The 15,776-nt window shown below is 72.1% G+C and carries 17 protein-coding genes and 2 tRNA genes; 14 read left to right on the forward strand and 5 right to left on the reverse strand.

The window, feature by feature from the left end:
- Positions 1 to 122: 122 nt before the first annotated feature.
- A complete protein-coding gene (locus tag E1289_RS04435; RefSeq protein ID WP_243712601.1) occupies positions 123 to 1,496 on the reverse strand; it encodes a PLP-dependent aminotransferase family protein in 1,374 nt (457 codons plus the stop codon).
- Between the two features lie 69 nt (positions 1,497 to 1,565).
- Between E1289_RS04435 and E1289_RS04440 the strand changes: the two genes are divergently transcribed.
- From E1289_RS04440 to E1289_RS04450, 3 genes are all read left to right on the forward strand, one after another.
- Entirely contained in the window at positions 1,566 to 2,216 is a 651-nt protein-coding gene (locus E1289_RS04440) for a pyridoxamine 5'-phosphate oxidase family protein (RefSeq protein ID WP_131975532.1), read from the forward strand.
- A gap of 53 nt (positions 2,217 to 2,269) precedes the next feature.
- Positions 2,270 to 2,866, forward strand: coding sequence for an oligoribonuclease (orn, locus tag E1289_RS04445; RefSeq protein ID WP_131975534.1), 597 nt, complete (start codon positions 2,270 to 2,272; stop codon positions 2,864 to 2,866).
- A gap of 56 nt (positions 2,867 to 2,922) precedes the next feature.
- A tRNA-His gene (locus tag E1289_RS04450) sits at positions 2,923 to 2,998 on the forward strand.
- Positions 2,999 to 3,242: 244 nt separating this feature from the next.
- Here the strand turns inward: E1289_RS04450 and E1289_RS04455 are convergent.
- Positions 3,243 to 3,713, reverse strand: a complete 471-nt coding sequence (locus tag E1289_RS04455) for a helix-turn-helix domain-containing protein (RefSeq protein WP_131975536.1) — start codon at positions 3,711 to 3,713, stop codon at positions 3,243 to 3,245.
- A gap of 98 nt (positions 3,714 to 3,811) precedes the next feature.
- Here E1289_RS04455 and E1289_RS04460 point away from each other — a divergent pair, with 98 nt between their 5' ends.
- From E1289_RS04460 to E1289_RS04485, 6 genes are all read left to right on the forward strand, one after another.
- Complete coding sequence (locus tag E1289_RS04460) at positions 3,812 to 4,342, forward strand: pyridoxamine 5'-phosphate oxidase family protein (protein WP_131975538.1); 531 nt, start codon at positions 3,812 to 3,814, stop codon at positions 4,340 to 4,342.
- 251 nt (positions 4,343 to 4,593) lie between these two features.
- Positions 4,594 to 5,163, forward strand: coding sequence for a response regulator transcription factor (locus E1289_RS04465; protein ID WP_131975540.1), 570 nt, complete (start codon positions 4,594 to 4,596; stop codon positions 5,161 to 5,163).
- Between the two features lie 84 nt (positions 5,164 to 5,247).
- Positions 5,248 to 5,320 (forward strand) — tRNA-Lys (locus E1289_RS04470).
- Positions 5,321 to 5,537: 217 nt separating this feature from the next.
- Complete coding sequence (locus E1289_RS04475) at positions 5,538 to 6,041, forward strand: DM13 domain-containing protein (protein ID WP_131975542.1); 504 nt, start codon at positions 5,538 to 5,540, stop codon at positions 6,039 to 6,041.
- Positions 6,042 to 6,044: 3 nt separating this feature from the next.
- Positions 6,045 to 6,770, forward strand: a complete 726-nt coding sequence (locus E1289_RS04480; RefSeq protein ID WP_131975544.1) for a response regulator transcription factor — start codon at positions 6,045 to 6,047, stop codon at positions 6,768 to 6,770.
- Positions 6,767 to 7,984, forward strand: coding sequence for a HAMP domain-containing sensor histidine kinase (locus E1289_RS04485; protein ID WP_131975546.1), 1,218 nt, complete (start codon positions 6,767 to 6,769; stop codon positions 7,982 to 7,984). The genes E1289_RS04480 and E1289_RS04485 overlap by 4 nt, the downstream gene beginning before the upstream one ends.
- Here E1289_RS04485 and E1289_RS04490 read toward each other — a convergent pair.
- Complete coding sequence (locus E1289_RS04490; RefSeq protein WP_131975548.1) at positions 7,871 to 9,133, reverse strand: MFS transporter; 1,263 nt, start codon at positions 9,131 to 9,133, stop codon at positions 7,871 to 7,873. The two genes, E1289_RS04485 and E1289_RS04490, sit on opposite strands and share 114 nt — an antisense overlap.
- Positions 9,130 to 10,017, reverse strand: a complete 888-nt coding sequence (gene blaOXA / locus E1289_RS04495; protein WP_243712602.1) for a class D beta-lactamase — start codon at positions 10,015 to 10,017, stop codon at positions 9,130 to 9,132. The genes E1289_RS04490 and blaOXA overlap by 4 nt, the downstream gene beginning before the upstream one ends.
- Positions 10,018 to 10,667: 650 nt before the next feature.
- Here blaOXA and E1289_RS04500 point away from each other — a divergent pair.
- The 5 genes from E1289_RS04500 to E1289_RS04520 all read left to right on the forward strand — a co-directional run bounded on the left by E1289_RS04500 (position 10,668) and on the right by E1289_RS04520 (position 14,156).
- Positions 10,668 to 12,089 carry an ATP-binding protein gene (locus E1289_RS04500; RefSeq protein ID WP_243712603.1) on the forward strand — a complete coding sequence of 474 codons (1,422 nt, stop codon included), beginning with the start codon at positions 10,668 to 10,670 and terminating at the stop codon, positions 12,087 to 12,089.
- Positions 12,090 to 12,119: 30 nt separating this feature from the next.
- Complete coding sequence (locus E1289_RS04505; protein ID WP_131975552.1) at positions 12,120 to 12,554, forward strand: roadblock/LC7 domain-containing protein; 435 nt, start codon at positions 12,120 to 12,122, stop codon at positions 12,552 to 12,554.
- On the forward strand, positions 12,551 to 12,931 hold the full coding sequence (locus E1289_RS04510; protein WP_131975554.1) for a DUF742 domain-containing protein: 381 nt from the start codon (positions 12,551 to 12,553) through the stop codon (positions 12,929 to 12,931). Before E1289_RS04505 ends, E1289_RS04510 begins: the two co-directional genes overlap by 4 nt.
- On the forward strand, positions 12,912 to 13,493 hold the full coding sequence (locus tag E1289_RS04515) for an ATP/GTP-binding protein (protein ID WP_131975556.1): 582 nt from the start codon (positions 12,912 to 12,914) through the stop codon (positions 13,491 to 13,493). Before E1289_RS04510 ends, E1289_RS04515 begins: the two co-directional genes overlap by 20 nt.
- A gap of 78 nt (positions 13,494 to 13,571) precedes the next feature.
- On the forward strand, positions 13,572 to 14,156 hold the full coding sequence (locus E1289_RS04520; protein WP_243712604.1) for a GAF domain-containing protein: 585 nt from the start codon (positions 13,572 to 13,574) through the stop codon (positions 14,154 to 14,156).
- Between the two features lie 46 nt (positions 14,157 to 14,202).
- On the opposite strand, the gene E1289_RS04525 is transcribed toward E1289_RS04520, so the two are convergent.
- Positions 14,203 to 15,690 (reverse strand): acyl-CoA dehydrogenase family protein, encoded by a 1,488-nt coding sequence (locus E1289_RS04525; protein ID WP_131975558.1) that lies wholly within the window; start codon positions 15,688 to 15,690, stop codon positions 14,203 to 14,205.
- Positions 15,691 to 15,776: the final 86 nt, after the last annotated feature.

Genomic DNA, 15,776 nt, shown 5'->3' on the forward strand with positions numbered 1-15,776 from the left:
CGGCCCGACCGGTACGGGTGCCGGGGCTGCCCGCTCCCCTGCCCTCCGCCCCGGCACCCGTACCGGTCGGGCCGTCCGCGATGTCCAACTGACCGCCTCCTCCCCCGGTCCGGCAGGCCGGCTCAGCCCGTCCGCGCGAGCCGCCGGACGATCTCGCACCCCTTCCGGAGCTCCTCGCGGCTCGCGGCCGAGCCGTACCCGATCACCAGGCCGGACGCCCGCGGTGCACCCGCGTGATGGCGGTCGAGCGTCTCCACGAGCACGCCCCGCCGCCGCGCCCCGCGGACGACGCGGCCCGCCACCTCCGCCGGGACGTCCACCACCAGGTGCAGGCCGGCCGTGTCGCCGCGCAGCGGCAGCCCCTCCAGCGCCCGGACGGCCACGTCGCGCCGCCGCGCGTACTCCCCGCGCATCCGGCGGACATGACGCTCCAGATCACCGCGTTCCAGCAGGAGCCGCAGCGCGTCCTGCGGCACGACCGCCGTCCGGTCGTTCAGCTCCCTGCGGCACCGCGCGATCCGCCCCACCAGGTCGGGACGGGCCACGAGCCAGCCGACCGCCAGATCCGCGGTGAGGATCTTGGCGGTCGTGCCGAGGTAGACCACGACGTCCGGGTCCAGGCCGTAGAGGGCGGGCAGGGGCGCGACGTCGTAGCGGAACTCGCCGTCGTAGTCGTCCTCGGCGACGAGCGCCCCGTTGCGCCGCGCCCACGCCAGCAGGGCCTGGCGGCGCGGAACCGGCAGGACGCCGCCCATCGGGAACTGGTGCGAGGGCGTGGTGCAGATGAGGCGCAGCCCGTCGGGCAGGCCGTCGACGACGAGGCCGTGCTCGTCGACCGGGCACGGCACCAGCTCGGCGCCGCGCCCGGCCAGCACCGCCCGCGCCCGCCGGTACCCGGGCTCCTCCACCCCGACCCGGTCGCCCGGACGCAGCACCGTCGCCGCCAGCAGGTCGAGCCCGTTCGTCGCCCCCCGCGTGACGAGAAGCCCGTCCGCGTGGCACGTCACCCCGCGGCTGCGCCTGACGTAGTCGGCCAGCGCGACACGGAGCCCGGGCAGACCGTGCGGGTCCTGGCGCTGCTGGGGCGGCATCCCGGCCGCGATCCGCCACGCGCGCCGCCACGCCGGAGTGTCCAGTGCCCCGACCCAGGGGGCGCCCGGCGTCAGGTCGATCTCGCCTTGGCCCGCCGTCCGGAACGCCGTCTCGACCGTGACCGGGCGTGATTCGGGCGCAGGCGGAGCGGCGACGCCTTCGGTCACGTACGTCCCCGACCCATGTCGGCCTTCCAGCCAGCCCTCCGCGTACAGCTGCTCGTACGCCTCGGTCACCACGGTGCGGCTCACCCCGAGGAGCCCCGCCAGCGCCCGGCTCGCGGGAAGCCGCTCACCGGCCGCCAGCCGCCCCTCCCCCATCGCGGCGCGCAACTGGGCGACGAGCTGGGCGCTCAGCGGCCGACCGGTGTCCCGGTCGACGGTGAGGGGCAGGTCTACCGACAAAGTGGTCTCCCGATATCCGCATCAAGTGGCCCTACCGGCCAGGCCACTCTCTTTCTAGCGTAAACGTCCATGACCGCACTCTCCTCGACCGGCCGGACCCGGCTCGGCAGAAACCCGGACCGCGCCCGCGGTGACCGCGCCGTCCTCTACGAGATCCTCGACGCCGGCCTGATCTGCCACCTCGGCCTGATCGTCGACGGCTCGCCCCGCGTCCTCCCCACCGGCTACGGACGCCTGGACGACACCCTCTACGTCCACGGCTCCACGGGCGCGAGCAGCCTCATGGCCGGGCCGTCCCAGGACGTCTGCGTGACCGTCACCCACCTCGACGGGATCGTCATCGCCCGGTCCCTGTTCCACCACTCCGTCAACTACCGCAGCGCCGTCGTCTTCGGGAGGCCCCGTCCCCTCACCGACCCTGACGAGAAGCTGACGGGCATCCGCACCATCACCGAGCATCTGGCCCCGGGCCAGTGGGACGTGGCCCGCCAGCCCACCCGCAAGGAACTCGCCGCCACCTCCGTCCTGGCGATTCCGCTGGCGGAGGCGTCCGTCAAGATCCGCCAGGGTCCCCCGAGCGACGACGACGAGGACTACGCGCTCGACATCTGGGCGGGCGTCATCCCCGTCCACCAGGCTTTCGGCGCACCGTCCCCCGACCCCGTCCTGCGCCCCGGCGTCGCCGTTCCCGGCCACATCGCCCGCCGTGTGACCTCCTGATCCGATATGACTCGGGGCCCCGCGCAGTCGTCCGTGGCCGTAGGGTGAAGCACATGAACGAGCGGCTGGTCTGGATTGACTGCGAGATGACTGGACTCGACCTGCGCAACGACGCGCTCATCGAGATAGCCGCACTGGTCACCGACAGCGAACTCAACATCCTCGACGAGGGCGTCGACGTCGTCATCAAGCCCCCGCAGGAGTCCATCACGCAGATGTCGCAGGTCGTCCGCGACATGCACACGGCGTCGGGCCTCCTCGAAGCGCTCCCCGGCGGCGTCACCCTCGCCGAGGCCGAGGACATCGTCCTCAAGTACATCAAGGGCCACGTCAAGGAAACCAAGAAGGCCCCCCTCTGCGGCAACTCCATCGCCACGGACCGCTCGTTCCTCGCCCGCGACATGCCCGCCCTCGACGGCCACCTCCACTACCGCATGGTGGACGTCTCGTCCATCAAGGAACTGGCCCGCCGCTGGTACCCGCGCGTCTACTTCGCCAGCCCCGAGAAAAAGGGCGGGCACCGGGCCCTCGCCGACATCACCGAGAGCATCCAGGAACTGCGCTACTACCGCGCCGCGGTCTTCGTCCCCCAGCCCGGCCCGGACTCCGAGACGGCCCGCGCCGTCGCCGCCAAGGTCGCCTCAGGCTGACCCACGCCTCCGGAGCCGCTACACTACTGGGAGCCGGGGCCGCGACCCCGGCCACGGTGGGTGTAGCTCAGTTGGCAGAGCACTTGGTTGTGGTCCAAGATGTCGGGGGTTCAAGTCCCCTCACTCACCCCAGGCTAGAAACAGCAGAAGCCCTGGTCACCGCAAGGATGACCGGGGCTTCTCCGCATCCTGCCCCAGGCTCCCACTCTCAGACGTCCGATTCTGGGAGCAACACGTTCCCCAGGTACGACGTAGCTCCCTACGCGCCCGTCCCGCCGGCATCGATGTGCGACCTGCTGGCCGACGTTCGCAGCCATCCGCCGGCGCGCTCTCTGCCTCACACGCCTCGGAGAGGGGCGTCCCACGCGCGGTGCCTTCAGTCGGTGAGTTGGAGTGTCGGCCGCTCGCCGCGAGGGCGGTGGCGCGCCCGCGGACCCAGGTGGGCCTCCCTGAGGTCGTCCATGAAAGCCTCCCGTAGCGGCCGCCCGCCCTGGTCAAGCGTCTCGGCGTAGCGACTGAGCCGATCGTCGGCACCCAGTTCGCGATGCCCCCAGACGCCGAGCTGGACGAGCACGGGAACCAGGGCGATGGAGCGCTCGGTGAGGCTGTAGATCGCCTTCTGCTTGTGGGTGGGGTCCTCGCTTCTGGTGAGCAACCCGGTGTCGGTGAGGCTGCGAAGGCGTTCGGCGAGGACCTTCGTCGAGATGCCCTCGTCCGAGGCGAGCAGCTCTCGGTAGTGCCGCTTGCCGGCGAACATGATGTCGCGGAGCACCAGCAGTGACCAGCGGTCCCCGAGCACCTCGACCGCCAGGTTGACCGGACACTCGGAGCGGTTGGTGGCTGCCATCTATGCTTCCTTTATCACACTGGTTGCTTTTATAAAGCACTCTACCGTAGGCTCGACTGCTGTTGAAAGGTAAGCAGTCACTGGACGGGGGAGGCAGCATGGCACGGCGAGCACCGGTGGCAGAGGCGCTCACACCTACCGGCAAGGGCACCGGCGTGACTCCGGGGGCCGATGTCCTGGACTGGTCCGAGGTGGAGCGCCGCTTCACCCGGGACGGCTGGCGCTGGCTGGCGACGGTGCGCCCAGACGGGGCACCGCACGTCATGCCGGTTTTCGGTGTGTGGTCGGAGTCGGTCTTGTTCATCGCGTCCAAGGCCACCGCGCGCAAGAGCCGCAACCTCGACGCGGACGGGCGCTGCGTCCTGTCCACCGACGTCGAAGGCGCGCATCTGATCGTCGAGGGCGAGGCGAGCCAGGTCCTGGATGAGGAGACGCTCACGCGCGCCTCCGCCGCGTTCGAGCGGGTCTACGGGTGGCCGACCACGATCGCCGACGCCGAACTCGACGCCGACTACGGCGCGCCGACCTCTGGCGGCCCCCCATACCGCGTCTACCAGATCAGGCCGAGCAAGGTGTTCGCCCTGCCGTCGGCGGCGGAATTCATGCCCACCCGCTGGCGCTTCACGTGACGGGCATCTCACGCTGCCCGTCGGCGACCGCAGTCCTCAGGAGAATCCGTTGTGGTCGACCCACGCCATAGCGCCCGTATAGGTGTCAGTCCTGTCGTGGTGCAAGATGCCGGGGTTCAAGTCCCCTCGCTCACCCGCTGAGCAGGGCCCCGGCCCGGCGGCCGGGGCCTTTCGCCGTCTCCATCGACTCTGGAAGATCGGCCCGTTATGCTCCGACCCTATAAATGTCAACGACAGGTCAAGGGCAACGGATGAGCGTCGACGAGACGGCCCCCCTGCGCGTCCTCGTGGTGGACGGCGACCCCCGGATCCGAGCGGACACGATCACCCTCCTCGACGCCAGCGACGAACTCCGCGTCGTCGCCGACGCCCCCGACTCCGCGGCGGCCCTTCCCCTCGCCGAACGCCTGCGCCCCGACATCGTCCTCCTCGACGCCGCCTCGGCCGAGCACACCAAGCCCCTCAGCCGCACCTCCCGCGTCTTCGTCCTCGCCGAACCCGGAGACCCCGCCGTCCAGGACGCCCTCCACGCCGGCGCCTGCGGCCACCTCGTCCCCGGCTCCTTCACCGCCCCCGACCTCATCCGCGGCGTCCGCCAGGCATCCCGCACCACCCTCGGCCTGTCCGCCCGCGAATCCGAGGTCATGGACCTCATCGCCACCGGCCGCTCCAACGGCGAGATCGCCCGCCAGCTCTTCCTCAGCGAGAAGACGGTCAAGAACCACGTCAACCGCATCTACGCCAAGCTCGGCGTCAGCTCCCGCGCCACCGCCATCGCCCTCTGGCGCGGCATGGTGAGCGTCCTTCCCGCCCGCGACTAAACCGATTCGCACAGGTCCATCGCTCCTGATACTGTTCTTCCTGTCGCAAGGGCCCCGGCCGAGGGCCGGTCCCCCCATCGACAGGCGCCGTTAGCTCAATTGGCAGAGCAGCGGACTCTTAATCCGCGGGTTCGGGGTTCAAGTCCCTGACGGCGCACCCGCAATCATCAAGGCGTATGCCGGTCGTCGGCGTGCGCCTTGTTCGTTTTGGGGCCGTGGCCGAGGATCTCATGTCGTGGGGCGCCGGCCGGAGGTGCCTTACCGGTGTCTTACGGGACGCTGTTCGTGCTGGCCAGGAGTGGGGAGCGGGTGTTGGGTGGGGATGTCCGGGGCGGCCGGTCGCGGTCGTCCGTTCATCCTCGCCTGGAGATCTGATGTCCCGTCGTCCAGTCGTTGCCGTCCTGGCGGTCCTGGTGGTCGCCGCCGGTGCCGGGCTCTACCTCTTCCAGCCGTGGAAGGCGTTCACCGACACCACGGTGACCGAGGCGCTGCCGAGCGCGCCCGCGGCCGCGCCGGGGCAGGACACGGGGCCCCGGCGGCTCGCGGAAGGGAAGTTCGTCACCCACGAGCACGGCACCAGCGGCATGGCCCTCGCGGTACGGCTCGCGAACGGTGACCGGCTCCTGCGCCTTGAGGACCTCAGCACCTCCGATGGGCCGGACCTGCGGGTCTACCTGTCCCGCCGGTCCGCCGACGCGGTGCGGGAGGGACTGGGGAAGGGCGCGGTCGACCTGGGCAAGCTCAAGGGCAACCTCGGCGACCAGAACTACACCGTCCCCGCCGATACCGATGTGTCCGGGTTCCGCAGCGCCGTGATCTGGTGCAAGCGGTTCTCCGTCTCCTTCGGAGCCGCCGACCTCACCCCAGGGAAGGGTTGATCGTTGAGTCCCGCTGCCGCCGGCGGCCACATACTGGTCGTGGAGGACGATCCGACCGTCGCCGAGGTCGTCACCGGCTACCTCACCCGCGCCGGACACCGGGTCGCGCACGCCGCCGACGGCCTGGCCGCCCTGGAGCTGGCCGCGGCGCTGCGGCCCAGGCTGATCGTGCTGGACCTGATGCTGCCCGGCCTGGACGGCCTGCAGGTGTGCCGCCGGCTGCGGACGGGGGACGGGCCGCCCGTGCCGCTGGTGATGCTCACCGCACGCAACGACGAGGCCGATCGGATCCTGGGCCTGGAACTGGGCGCGGACGACTACATCACCAAGCCGTTCAGCCCCCGCGAACTGGTGCTGCGGGTGGCCTCCGTGCTGCGCCGCGCCGAAGCGCCACCGCCCGCGCCGGCCTCGGCGACGCTGCGGGCCGGTGACCTGGTCGTCGATCCGGCGGCCCGGCGCGCCGAGCGCGGCGACCGGCCGCTGGCCCTCACGGCCCGCGAGTTCGACCTGCTGGTCTTCCTGCTGCGCCATCCCGGCCGGGTGTTCGCACGCGAGGAACTGCTGCGGCACGTCTGGGGATGGGACTTCGGCGACACCTCGACGGTCACCGTCCATGTGCGGCGCCTGCGGGAGAAGATCGAGGACGACCCGGCCGCCCCCAGGCTCATCAGCACCGTGTGGAGTGCGGGCTACCGGTTCGACCCGCCCGGGGAGGTGCCGCCCGCATGAACGAGATACTGGTCATCGTGGGGCTGGCGGCGCTGGGCGCCCTGTTCGCCGGGCTGCTCGCCGCCCCCGCCGTCACCCTGCTGCGCCGCCGCCCGGTGGTGCTGTCGATGTTCGCGGTCGCCGCGCTCGCCGTGGCCGCGATGGCCGCGGGCACGATCGCGGTGGCGGTGGAGATGTTCCTGTCCCCGCACGACTTCCAGGTGGTGCTGATCGTGGTCGCCGTGTCGGGCGGGGCCTCGCTCGGCGCCGCGCTGCTGTTCGGACGCCGGATCGCCGCGGGCAGCCGGGAACTGGCGGTGGCGGCACGGGCCGTCGGCAGCGAGGCGGGGTTCGTCGCCCCCGCGGACCCGCCGATCGCCGAACTCGCCGCGCTCGCCACCGCGCTGGAGGAGACCGGCGCCCGGCTCCGGGCGGCGCAGGAGCGGGAACGGGCGCTGGACGCCTCCCGGCGGGACCTGGTCGCGTGGATCTCCCACGATCTGCGCACCCCGCTGGCGGGGCTCCGCGCCATGGCCGAGGCGCTGGAGGACGGCGTCGTCACCGAGCCCGGCCGGTACCACACCCGCATCCGGGCCGAGGTCGAGCGGCTGTCCGACATGGTCGACGACCTGTTCGAGCTGTCCCGCATCCAGGCCGGCTCCCTGGAGCTGACCCTGGCCCGGATCTCGGTCTACGACCTGGTGGACGACGCCATCGCCACCGCCCGGCCACTGGCGGAACAGCGCGGGGTGCGGCTGCGCGACGGCGGCATCGCGCGCCTCCCCGTGCGGGTCGACGGCCAGGGCATCACGCGGGTGCTGGGGAATCTGCTGGTCAACGCCATCCGCGCGACACCGGCCGACGGCACCGTCGCGGTGAGCGCGCACCGGGACGGCGACCGGGTCGTCCTCGCGGTCGACGACACGTGCGGCGGCATCCCCGAACAGGACCTGCCCCGGCTGTTCGACACCGGCTGGCGCGACGGCCAGGCCCGCACCCCGGCGTCCGGCCCGGCCGCGGAAGGCGACCTCGGCGCGCGGCAGCGGCGCCTCGGCGACACCGGCGCGGGACTGGGACTGGCGATCGTCCGCGGCATCGTGGAAGCCCACGCCGGCCGGGTCTCAGTCCGCAACACCGGCGTGGGGTGCCGATTCGAGCTCACGCTCCCGGCGGTCGGCGCCGAGCGGGTCCCCGGCGGGCCGGGCCCGGCGGCGCCGGATCATCGCCGTCGCTGACGGGCGCCTCGTCGTGGCGGCCGCCGCGGCGCAGGCGAGCAGCGCCAGGGCGGCCAGGGCGGCCAGGGCGGTCGTCGCTCCGCGGGGGCCGCTTTCGAATGCGCGGCTCACGGCGATGCCGCCGGCGAACGCGAGCAGGCCCGCGAAGAACGCGCGTACCCCGAGGTACGTCCCGTAGCGCGACGGCCGCGCGAGCCTGGCGACGGTCTGGAACACCGCCGGTTGCAGCAGGCCGCCCGCGAGGCCGTGGAGGACGGCCACCGCGATCAGGCCCGGTCCCCCGCCCCCCGCGCCGGTCGCCAGCAGCAGGTAGCCGGCGCCGGCGCACAGGAGGCCGGCGCGCAGGACGCCGGGACGTTCGGCGCGCGGCGCGCACCACGGCTGGACCGCCGCCGACACCATCGCCAGGACGCAGGAGAACACGGTCACCGCGCCGGCGGACGCGCCGCCGAGCGGGACCACCACCGCCGCCTGGTTCGCCAGCAGCATCGCGGGCATCGACACCACGACGAACCACATGAAGATCCGGTCCCGCAGCGCCGTCCGCACCCCGGCGACGGCCCCGCTTCCGGGCGGGAGGCGCGGGGCCTGCTTCAGCAGCGAGAACAGGAACGCCGCCAGCAGCCAGAGCCCTCCCGACACCAGGGCCACCAGCCAGTAGCCGACGTTCAGCAGGGCCAGGCCCAGCGCCGGGCCCAGGACCGCCGCCGCCTGCAGCGTCATCGTGTACGCCGCGTAGCCGCGGGCGCGGCGCCGGTCGGCGAGGCCCGCCAGCAGCGACTGCGCCGCCGGGTGGAAGAGGGCGCCGCCCATGCCCAGCAGCAGCGCCGCGACGACCAGCCCCGGGGTGGCGGACACGGTGCCCAGGAGGACGAACCCGGTCGCGCGCAGGACGCAGGCGAGCATGCCCGCCCGGACGGGGTCGAGCACGTCCACCAGCGCCCCGACCGGCAGGGAGAGCGTGTGCTGGACCAGGTTGCGCAGCGCCAGGACGAGGCCGATCAGCCCGGCCGCCAGCCCCAGGTCGTCCCTGAGGTGGACGACGAGGTGCGCCATCGCGGAGAAGTAGCCGAGGGAGATGGCCGCCTGGACGGCGACGACCACGGCGACCGTGCGGCGGTCGCCGTGGTCGGATGCGGGAACGGTCACGCGGGCAGCACGTGCAGGCGTCGCAGCAGCTCACGCGCCACGGTGGCGCGTTCTCCGGCGTCGTTCGCCTGGGTGACGTCGATGTTGAGCGCGAAGGTGTGGACGTGTCCGCCGCGCTCGACCCACCCGACCCACCAGCCGGTGCCGGGCCCGGGGGCGTTCTCCCAGCCGGACTTGGCGAACAGCGCGTACCCGTCCCCCTCCTCCTGCTTGATCAGTTCGCGGACCGTGCGCTGGTGCTCGCGCGAGGCGGGCAGCCGCCGGGCCGCGAGCCGCTCCAGGAACCGGGTCTGCTCCACCGCGGAGATCCGCAGCGGGCCGTCCAGCCAGAAGCGGTCGGCCGCGGTGCCGATCCGGCGGTTGCCGTAGCGGAACCGGTGCAGCCACTGCCGTTCGGACCTGGGACCGATGCGGCGGGCGATCACCTGGAAGGCGGCGGCGTTGGAGACCCGGACGGCCTCCCGCATGGTCATGTCCCGCTCCCAGTCGGGGAACGGCTGAGGCGTCCCGTCCCACGGGATCACCTCGTCGGGGCTCTTGACCGCCCCGGTTTCCAGGGCGACCAGGGCATGCGGGACCTTGAAGGTCGAGGCGGGCACCAGCCGGGTCTCGGCGCGGCGCCGGTCCACGACGGTCGTGCTCCGGGTCCGCACGTCCAGCAGCGCGAACGTGCCGCGCACGCCCGCCGCGTCGAACACCGCGCGCAGGTCGTCGCGCACGATCGTGCCGGGCCGGAGCCGCTCGTCCGCCGCGACCGCGGTGGCCCCGCGCGGGGCGGCGTCATGGCCGGACGCACCGCAGGCGGCGGCGCCGAAGAGGGTGGCCGCGGCGAGCGCCGCCGCACCCAGCCGTGCACGGAGAACTCGGGAAGAGAGTTTGATCACGCGCCCCAAGTGACCACACCCGGGCGCACTCTGTCCAATATTGATACTGATTGAGAATCAATATCAGAGTTATATCGATACAGGTCAGGTGGCTCGCGCGCGCACAGCACGGGGCCGGCCGCGAGTTCGACCGCCAGGCCGGGTCCGGGGGTTCCGGGCGGGGCCGCCGATGGACGGGTGCTGGTCGGCCCGTGGTCGTGGCCACCGGGCCTTCCGGTATTAGCAGATGTCCGTTGAGGGCATTTCTGGTCGTCCTCGTTAGCGAATGGCACGGTCTAACGTGCACCTCCGCCAACGGAGGTCGATGCCAAAATCGGGGGAAATGGACATTTCGGGCCGATAGTCGCGTTGCCGGTCCCGGGGCGACGAATCTCGGCAATCCTGGTTACCCCGATAAGACGTTGTGACAGCCTGGACACGAGCTGTGCTCATAGGAGCATGTATCACCCAGTATCGTGATCTCGCTGTCGACGCCGAGGACCCCGATGCCTGACTATTTCGAACCCGCCGCAGCAGCCGCACCCCCGGACGTCCGGCAAACCGGCGGAGCGCCCGCCCGCGGGCGGCGCGGACGGGACGGAATGCGCGCCTGCCACCGAACCATTTCCGTGCTCCCCGCGGCGATTATGGGTCTTCTCGGGCTTGTCGCCGTGACCACGCTGTACAGCGACGACGCCGTGGACCGGGAGACGCGGCTGATCCTCGCCATGGTGGCCGTCGGAGCCGCCGTCACGCTGCTGGCCGCGGTGGCGGGGGCGGAGTCGGCGTCCCGGCGGCTGGCCCGGCGGCACGCCCGCGAGCACGAGCAGCTACGGCGGCGGCTCGGCGAGCTCGGGTTCTTGGTCGCCCGCGGCAGGCGCGATCTGCGGCGGCTGACCGCGGGGCTGCGCGCGGGCGAGACGGCCAAGCCGTGCCGCGAGGACTTCCCGGCCCCGGAGGGCGACGACTCCGTCGCGCAGCTCGCGTACGAGCTGCAGCGGGCGCAGGCCGCGGCCTGGAACGCCGTGGTGAGCGCCGCGCGCCGCGAGCCCGCGGCCGAGTCCGGCCGGCGGGTGGACGTCTTCGTCAACCTCGCGCGGCGGATGCAGACGCTGTCCCACCGTGCCATCCAGGGCCTCGACGAGCTGGAGAACCAGGTCGAGGACCCGGACCTGCTCAAGGGACTGTTCAAGGTCGACCACCTCACGACCCGCACCCGCCGCCAGGCCGAGAGCCTCGCCGTCATCGGCGGTGCCTCGTCGCGCCGCCGCTGGACCAGGCCGGTGACGGTCTACGAGGTGCTGCGCTCGGCGATCGCCGAGGTGGAGCAGTACAACCGGGTGAAGGTGGTGCCGCCGGCCGACGGGCACCTGCACGGCGGCGCGGTGGCGGACGTCGTCCACCTGCTGGCCGAGCTCATCGAGAACGCGACCAGGTTCTCCCCGCCGCAGACGCAGGTCCTCATCCGCGTCGAGCGGGTCAGCGCGGGCCTGGCGATCGAGGTCGAGGACCGCGGCCTCGGCATCCCCCGGGGCGAGCAGCGCCGGCTGAACGCCCTGCTCGCCGACGAGGACCGGGGCGACACCCATGATCTGCTGAAGGACGGGCGGATCGGGCTTCTCGTCGTCTCCGCGCTCGCCCGGCGGCACAAGATCCGCGTCCAGCTGCAGGGCAACGTCTTCGGCGGCACGCAGGCCATCGTCGTCGTGCCGGCGGAACTGGACGGCGGGCAGCCGGAGGACGCCGGGGAGCAGCCTCGGCCGTCCCCGGCGTCCGCCCCCCGTCCGGAACCCGCCCCGGAGGAGCGCGGCGCCCCCGAGGAGCCGCCGCCCGCCCGGCCGGAGGCCGAGCAACTCCCGCGCCCGGCCGAACCGCCGGTCCTGCCGGCCGGGGAGCGGCCGCCGCTGCCGCGCCGCCAGGCGCAGACGCACCTCGCGCCCGAATTGGCCGATGTGCCCGCACCCGCGCTGGAGGAAGAAGAAGAGGACCGCGAGGTCGTGCACAACTCCGGACTGATGGCGGCTTTCCAGCGGGGAATGCGCAGCGCCCGGGAAGAGGGCATTTCCGCGGAGGAGCCGGACAGCGTCAACTAGCGAGGCAGGACTCATGATAAGGAGCGTTCATTGAGTGGCGTCGCCCCGAACCAGGCTCAAGATCTTGCTTGGCTGCTGCGGGGGCTGGGCGAAGAGGTTCCGGTCATCCGCGGCAGCGTGCTGCTCTCCGCGGACGGCATGCTGAAAGCCGCCCACGGTTTCGACCGCACGAGCGCGGAGCAGCTTTCCGCGCTCGCTTCCGGGCTGTTCTCCATAGCGCGCAGCACCGGAGCGAAATTCGACAACAGCAACGAGGTGCGGCAGGTGGTGGCGGAGCTCAATTCCAGCCAGCTGTTCATCTCCTGGGCGGGCTACAATTCGGTGCTCGCGGTGCTGGCGGGCGCGGAGGCCGACCCCGCCGTCGTCGGTTTCGAGATGGCCCGGCTCATCAGGTCCGTCCGGCCGTTCCTGCACACCGCGGCCCGGCCGGCGGCCACGACGGTCGAACGAGACCGGCCGATATGACGTCCGGAGACGAGGTCCGCCCCGAGGACGACGAGGTCTGGCTCGACGACGACGCCGGGCGGCTCGTACGCCCCTACACGGTGACCGCCGGGCGCACCCGCCCGACCGTCGACCTGGACCTGCTGACCCTGATGGTGTCCGTCCGGCTCTCCCCCGCCCTGGACGTGGAGTACACCAGGGCGCTCGAACTGTGCCGGACGCCGACCTCGGTCGCCGAGGTCGCGGCCCACCTGCGGCTCCCCGCGGTCGTCACCAAAGTACTTCTCTCCGATCTGGTGGAACGCGGCGTGATGGCCGTCCAGGAGGCGCGGATCGCGGCCGACCCCACCGACCGAGCCCTACTGGAGGCGCTGCTCGATGGCCTACAACGAGTCTGAGCCGCTCCCGACCCAGGTGAAGATCCTGGTGGCGGGCGGTTTCGGCGTCGGGAAGACGACGTTCGTCGGCGCGGCCAGCGAGATCGAGCCGCTGAGCACCGAGGAGCTCATCACCTCGGAGAGCGTCGGCATCGACGATCTCGGCGGGGTGGAGGGGAAGACCACCACCACCGTCGCGCTCGACTTCGGCAGGATCACGATCGAGCAGCACGGGATCGTGCTCTACCTGTTCGGCACTCCCGGGCAGCGGCGCTTCTGGTTCCTGTGGGACGAGCTCGCCGCCGGGGCCCTCGGCGCCGTCGTGCTCGCCGACACCCGCCGCCTGGAGGACTGCTTCGAGGCCGTCGACTTCTTCGAGAACCGGGGCGTCCGGTTCCTCGTCGCCGTGAACGAGTTCGACGGCTCGTTCCGCTACGCCCCGGACGAGGTGCGCGCCGCCCTCGAACTCCACCCGCACGTGCCGATCGTGCTCTGCGACGCACGCGACCCCTCCTCGGCGACCGCGGCGCTGCGCTCTTTGATCCTGCACCTTCTCGCCACCGCACCGCCCGCGCCCGTCTGACGCGGGCACGCCGGGGCCCGGACCCGGCAACCCTCATCCGTCCGCCATCGCACACTCGCCCCCACCCGGAGGTCCCCCGTGACACATCAGTTCAGTGACCAGGCGCCCGAGATCTACGACCGGCCCCTGCTGCCGCCCGACCATGAGGCGCCCAGGCGGGCGGCGCGGCTGCGCGAACTCGGGCTGGGACAGGCCCGGGAGAGCGAGTTCGACAGGTTCGCCCACGAGCTCGCGGTGGAGGCGCAGCAGCTCACCGGCCTCGCGGCCACGCCGGTGGCCTTCGTGAACCTCATCGGCGAGGACCAGTTCGTGGCCGGCGTCTTCACGCCCCCGGCCGCCGCCGACCTCGTGGAGGGGATTCTGGATACGAGAATCCCGCTCAACGCCGGCTACTGCCCGCACGTCGTCGTCCGGCGCAAGGCGCTGATCCTCGACGACGTTCTCGACTATCCGCGTTTCGCCGGGAATCCCATCGTCGACAGGCTCATGGTCCGCAGCTACGCCGGCGCTCCGCTGACGGACCGCACGGGCACGGTCCTCGGCACGGTCTGCGTCGTGGACAGCGAACCGCGCCCGTGGGGCAAGGCCGGACTGGACCTCATGAAGCGGAGGGCGGCCGAACTGGGCGCCCGGATCAACCTCCGCGAGGGCCTGCCGGGCTGACCGGGCGGGCGGCCGGCGGGCGGCCGGGACCGCGCCCCGTTCCCCGTCAGGCCGGACCGGGGAACGGGGACGGGCGGCCGGACCCGGCGCCGACCGGCTCCGCCAGGCCCTCGTCTCCGATGATCCCGGTGGCCATCAGCCGGAATTCCGCGGCGACTCCGGCGATGTCGTGCCTGAGGAACTCGACGGCGGGCCAGAGCCTTCCGGGGGCGGCACCGGTCTCCTCGGCCCACTTCAGGACCCTCGTCACCGCGAAGAGGTAGCCGATGGCGCGGCCCGCGAGGACCTGGTGCGACTGGTCCAGCGGCCCGTCGAGGAAACCCAGGTCCGTCTTGAGCGTGTCGACGGCGGGCGCCGTGAGCGGCCAGCCGGCCAGGAACTCGCTGAGGGGCCGGCCGCCCCGCCGGGTCAGGCAGTGTGCGGCGAGCTGCTGGCTGAGCATGTCGTTGTTGCCGTCGAAAACGGTGAAGACCCGCGAATCCAGGAACGCCTGGCCGGCGATGTTGGTGGGCGACCCGCAGCGGTACCCTTCGCCGCCGCTCAGCTGCTGGTAGTTCTGTGCCGCCCGGACGATCCGCTCGGTGGCCACGGTCTTGAGGGCCTGGACGGCCGGGAACGCGGGCGCCATGTCGCCCTTGATGTCCAGCTCCGTCCGCAGGTAATGGCTCAACGCCTCGCAGATGGTGGCGGAGGCGTCGATGGCGGCGAGCCGGTAGCGGACGAAGCCGATCCTGGACTGCTGTTTCCGCCCGATCCGGCGGCCGTCCGCGTAGGCGTGCGCCTCGCGGCTGATGCGCCGCAGGAATCCGGCTCCCGCCGCCGCCAGCAGCGACCGCGAGGCCAGGAACAGGTCGACCGAGGTCACGCCCATCTCCTCGGCGTCGATCCGCCGGTGCCGCGGAACGGTCACGTCGATGTCGTTGACCCCGTAGTCGAGCAGTTTCAGGCCGAGTGCCTCGTAGAGCTGGACGGTGCGGAATCCTTCGTCGCGCCTGACGATGAAGTAGCCGTACTCGCGGCGGTGCGCGTGCTTCGCGACGACCAGCCACCAGTGCGCGGAGGAGCTGAGCGCCTGCCAGTGCTTGCGGCCGCGGATCCGGTAGCCTCCGTCGACCTCCTCGAAGACGGTCGTCATGGCGGACAGCGCCGACCCGGCCCCCGGTTCGGTGGCGGCGAGCCCCGCCATCAGCGGATCGCCGCTGGTGAACGGCGGCAGCATCTCCGCCTTGGCCTCTTCGCCGGCCCATTTCACGACCGGCAGGAGCGCGAGCGCGGTGTTGACTATCACGTACACGCCGAGCGCCAGGTTCCACTCGGCCGCGGTCTCGACGGCGCGGCACATCTCGACGTGGCTGTCGCGGCCTCCGTACCGCGCGGGCAGGGTCGGCAGCAGTATTCCCGCCCTGACCAGGAGCGCCCAGTCCTCGGCGGGAAGGTACTGCTGCGGATAGGCCGCCGAATCGAATTTTGACGCGACCGCGTCGATGCCGGCGATGAACTCGTCCGTCGACAGGGACAGCAAATCATCCGTCATGGTGTCCGCTTTCACGGGTCGGCCGTGCAGTGCAGGGGGAAGTCGATCAAGTGCGGTGGATCACGAGCATTCCGAGGTCCGAGTCA

It is taken from the genome of Actinomadura sp. 6K520, from assembly GCF_004349245.1.
Taxonomy (GTDB): domain Bacteria; phylum Actinomycetota; class Actinomycetes; order Streptosporangiales; family Streptosporangiaceae; genus Spirillospora.

Coding starts and splice junctions, on each gene's coding strand:
- E1289_RS04440 (WP_131975532.1), top strand. CDS start 1,566: ATGACCGCACTCTCCTCGACCGGCCGGACCCGGCTCGGCAGAAACCCG.
- orn (WP_131975534.1), top strand. CDS start 2,270: ATGAACGAGCGGCTGGTCTGGATTGACTGCGAGATGACTGGACTCGAC.
- E1289_RS04455 (WP_131975536.1), bottom strand. CDS start 3,713: ATGGCAGCCACCAACCGCTCCGAGTGTCCGGTCAACCTGGCGGTCGAG.
- E1289_RS04460 (WP_131975538.1), top strand. CDS start 3,812: ATGGCACGGCGAGCACCGGTGGCAGAGGCGCTCACACCTACCGGCAAG.
- E1289_RS04465 (WP_131975540.1), top strand. CDS start 4,594: ATGAGCGTCGACGAGACGGCCCCCCTGCGCGTCCTCGTGGTGGACGGC.
- E1289_RS04475 (WP_131975542.1), top strand. CDS start 5,538: ATGTCCCGTCGTCCAGTCGTTGCCGTCCTGGCGGTCCTGGTGGTCGCC.
- E1289_RS04485 (WP_131975546.1), top strand. CDS start 6,767: ATGAACGAGATACTGGTCATCGTGGGGCTGGCGGCGCTGGGCGCCCTG.
- E1289_RS04510 (WP_131975554.1), top strand. CDS start 12,551: ATGACGTCCGGAGACGAGGTCCGCCCCGAGGACGACGAGGTCTGGCTC.
- E1289_RS04515 (WP_131975556.1), top strand. CDS start 12,912: ATGGCCTACAACGAGTCTGAGCCGCTCCCGACCCAGGTGAAGATCCTG.
- E1289_RS04525 (WP_131975558.1), bottom strand. CDS start 15,690: ATGACGGATGATTTGCTGTCCCTGTCGACGGACGAGTTCATCGCCGGC.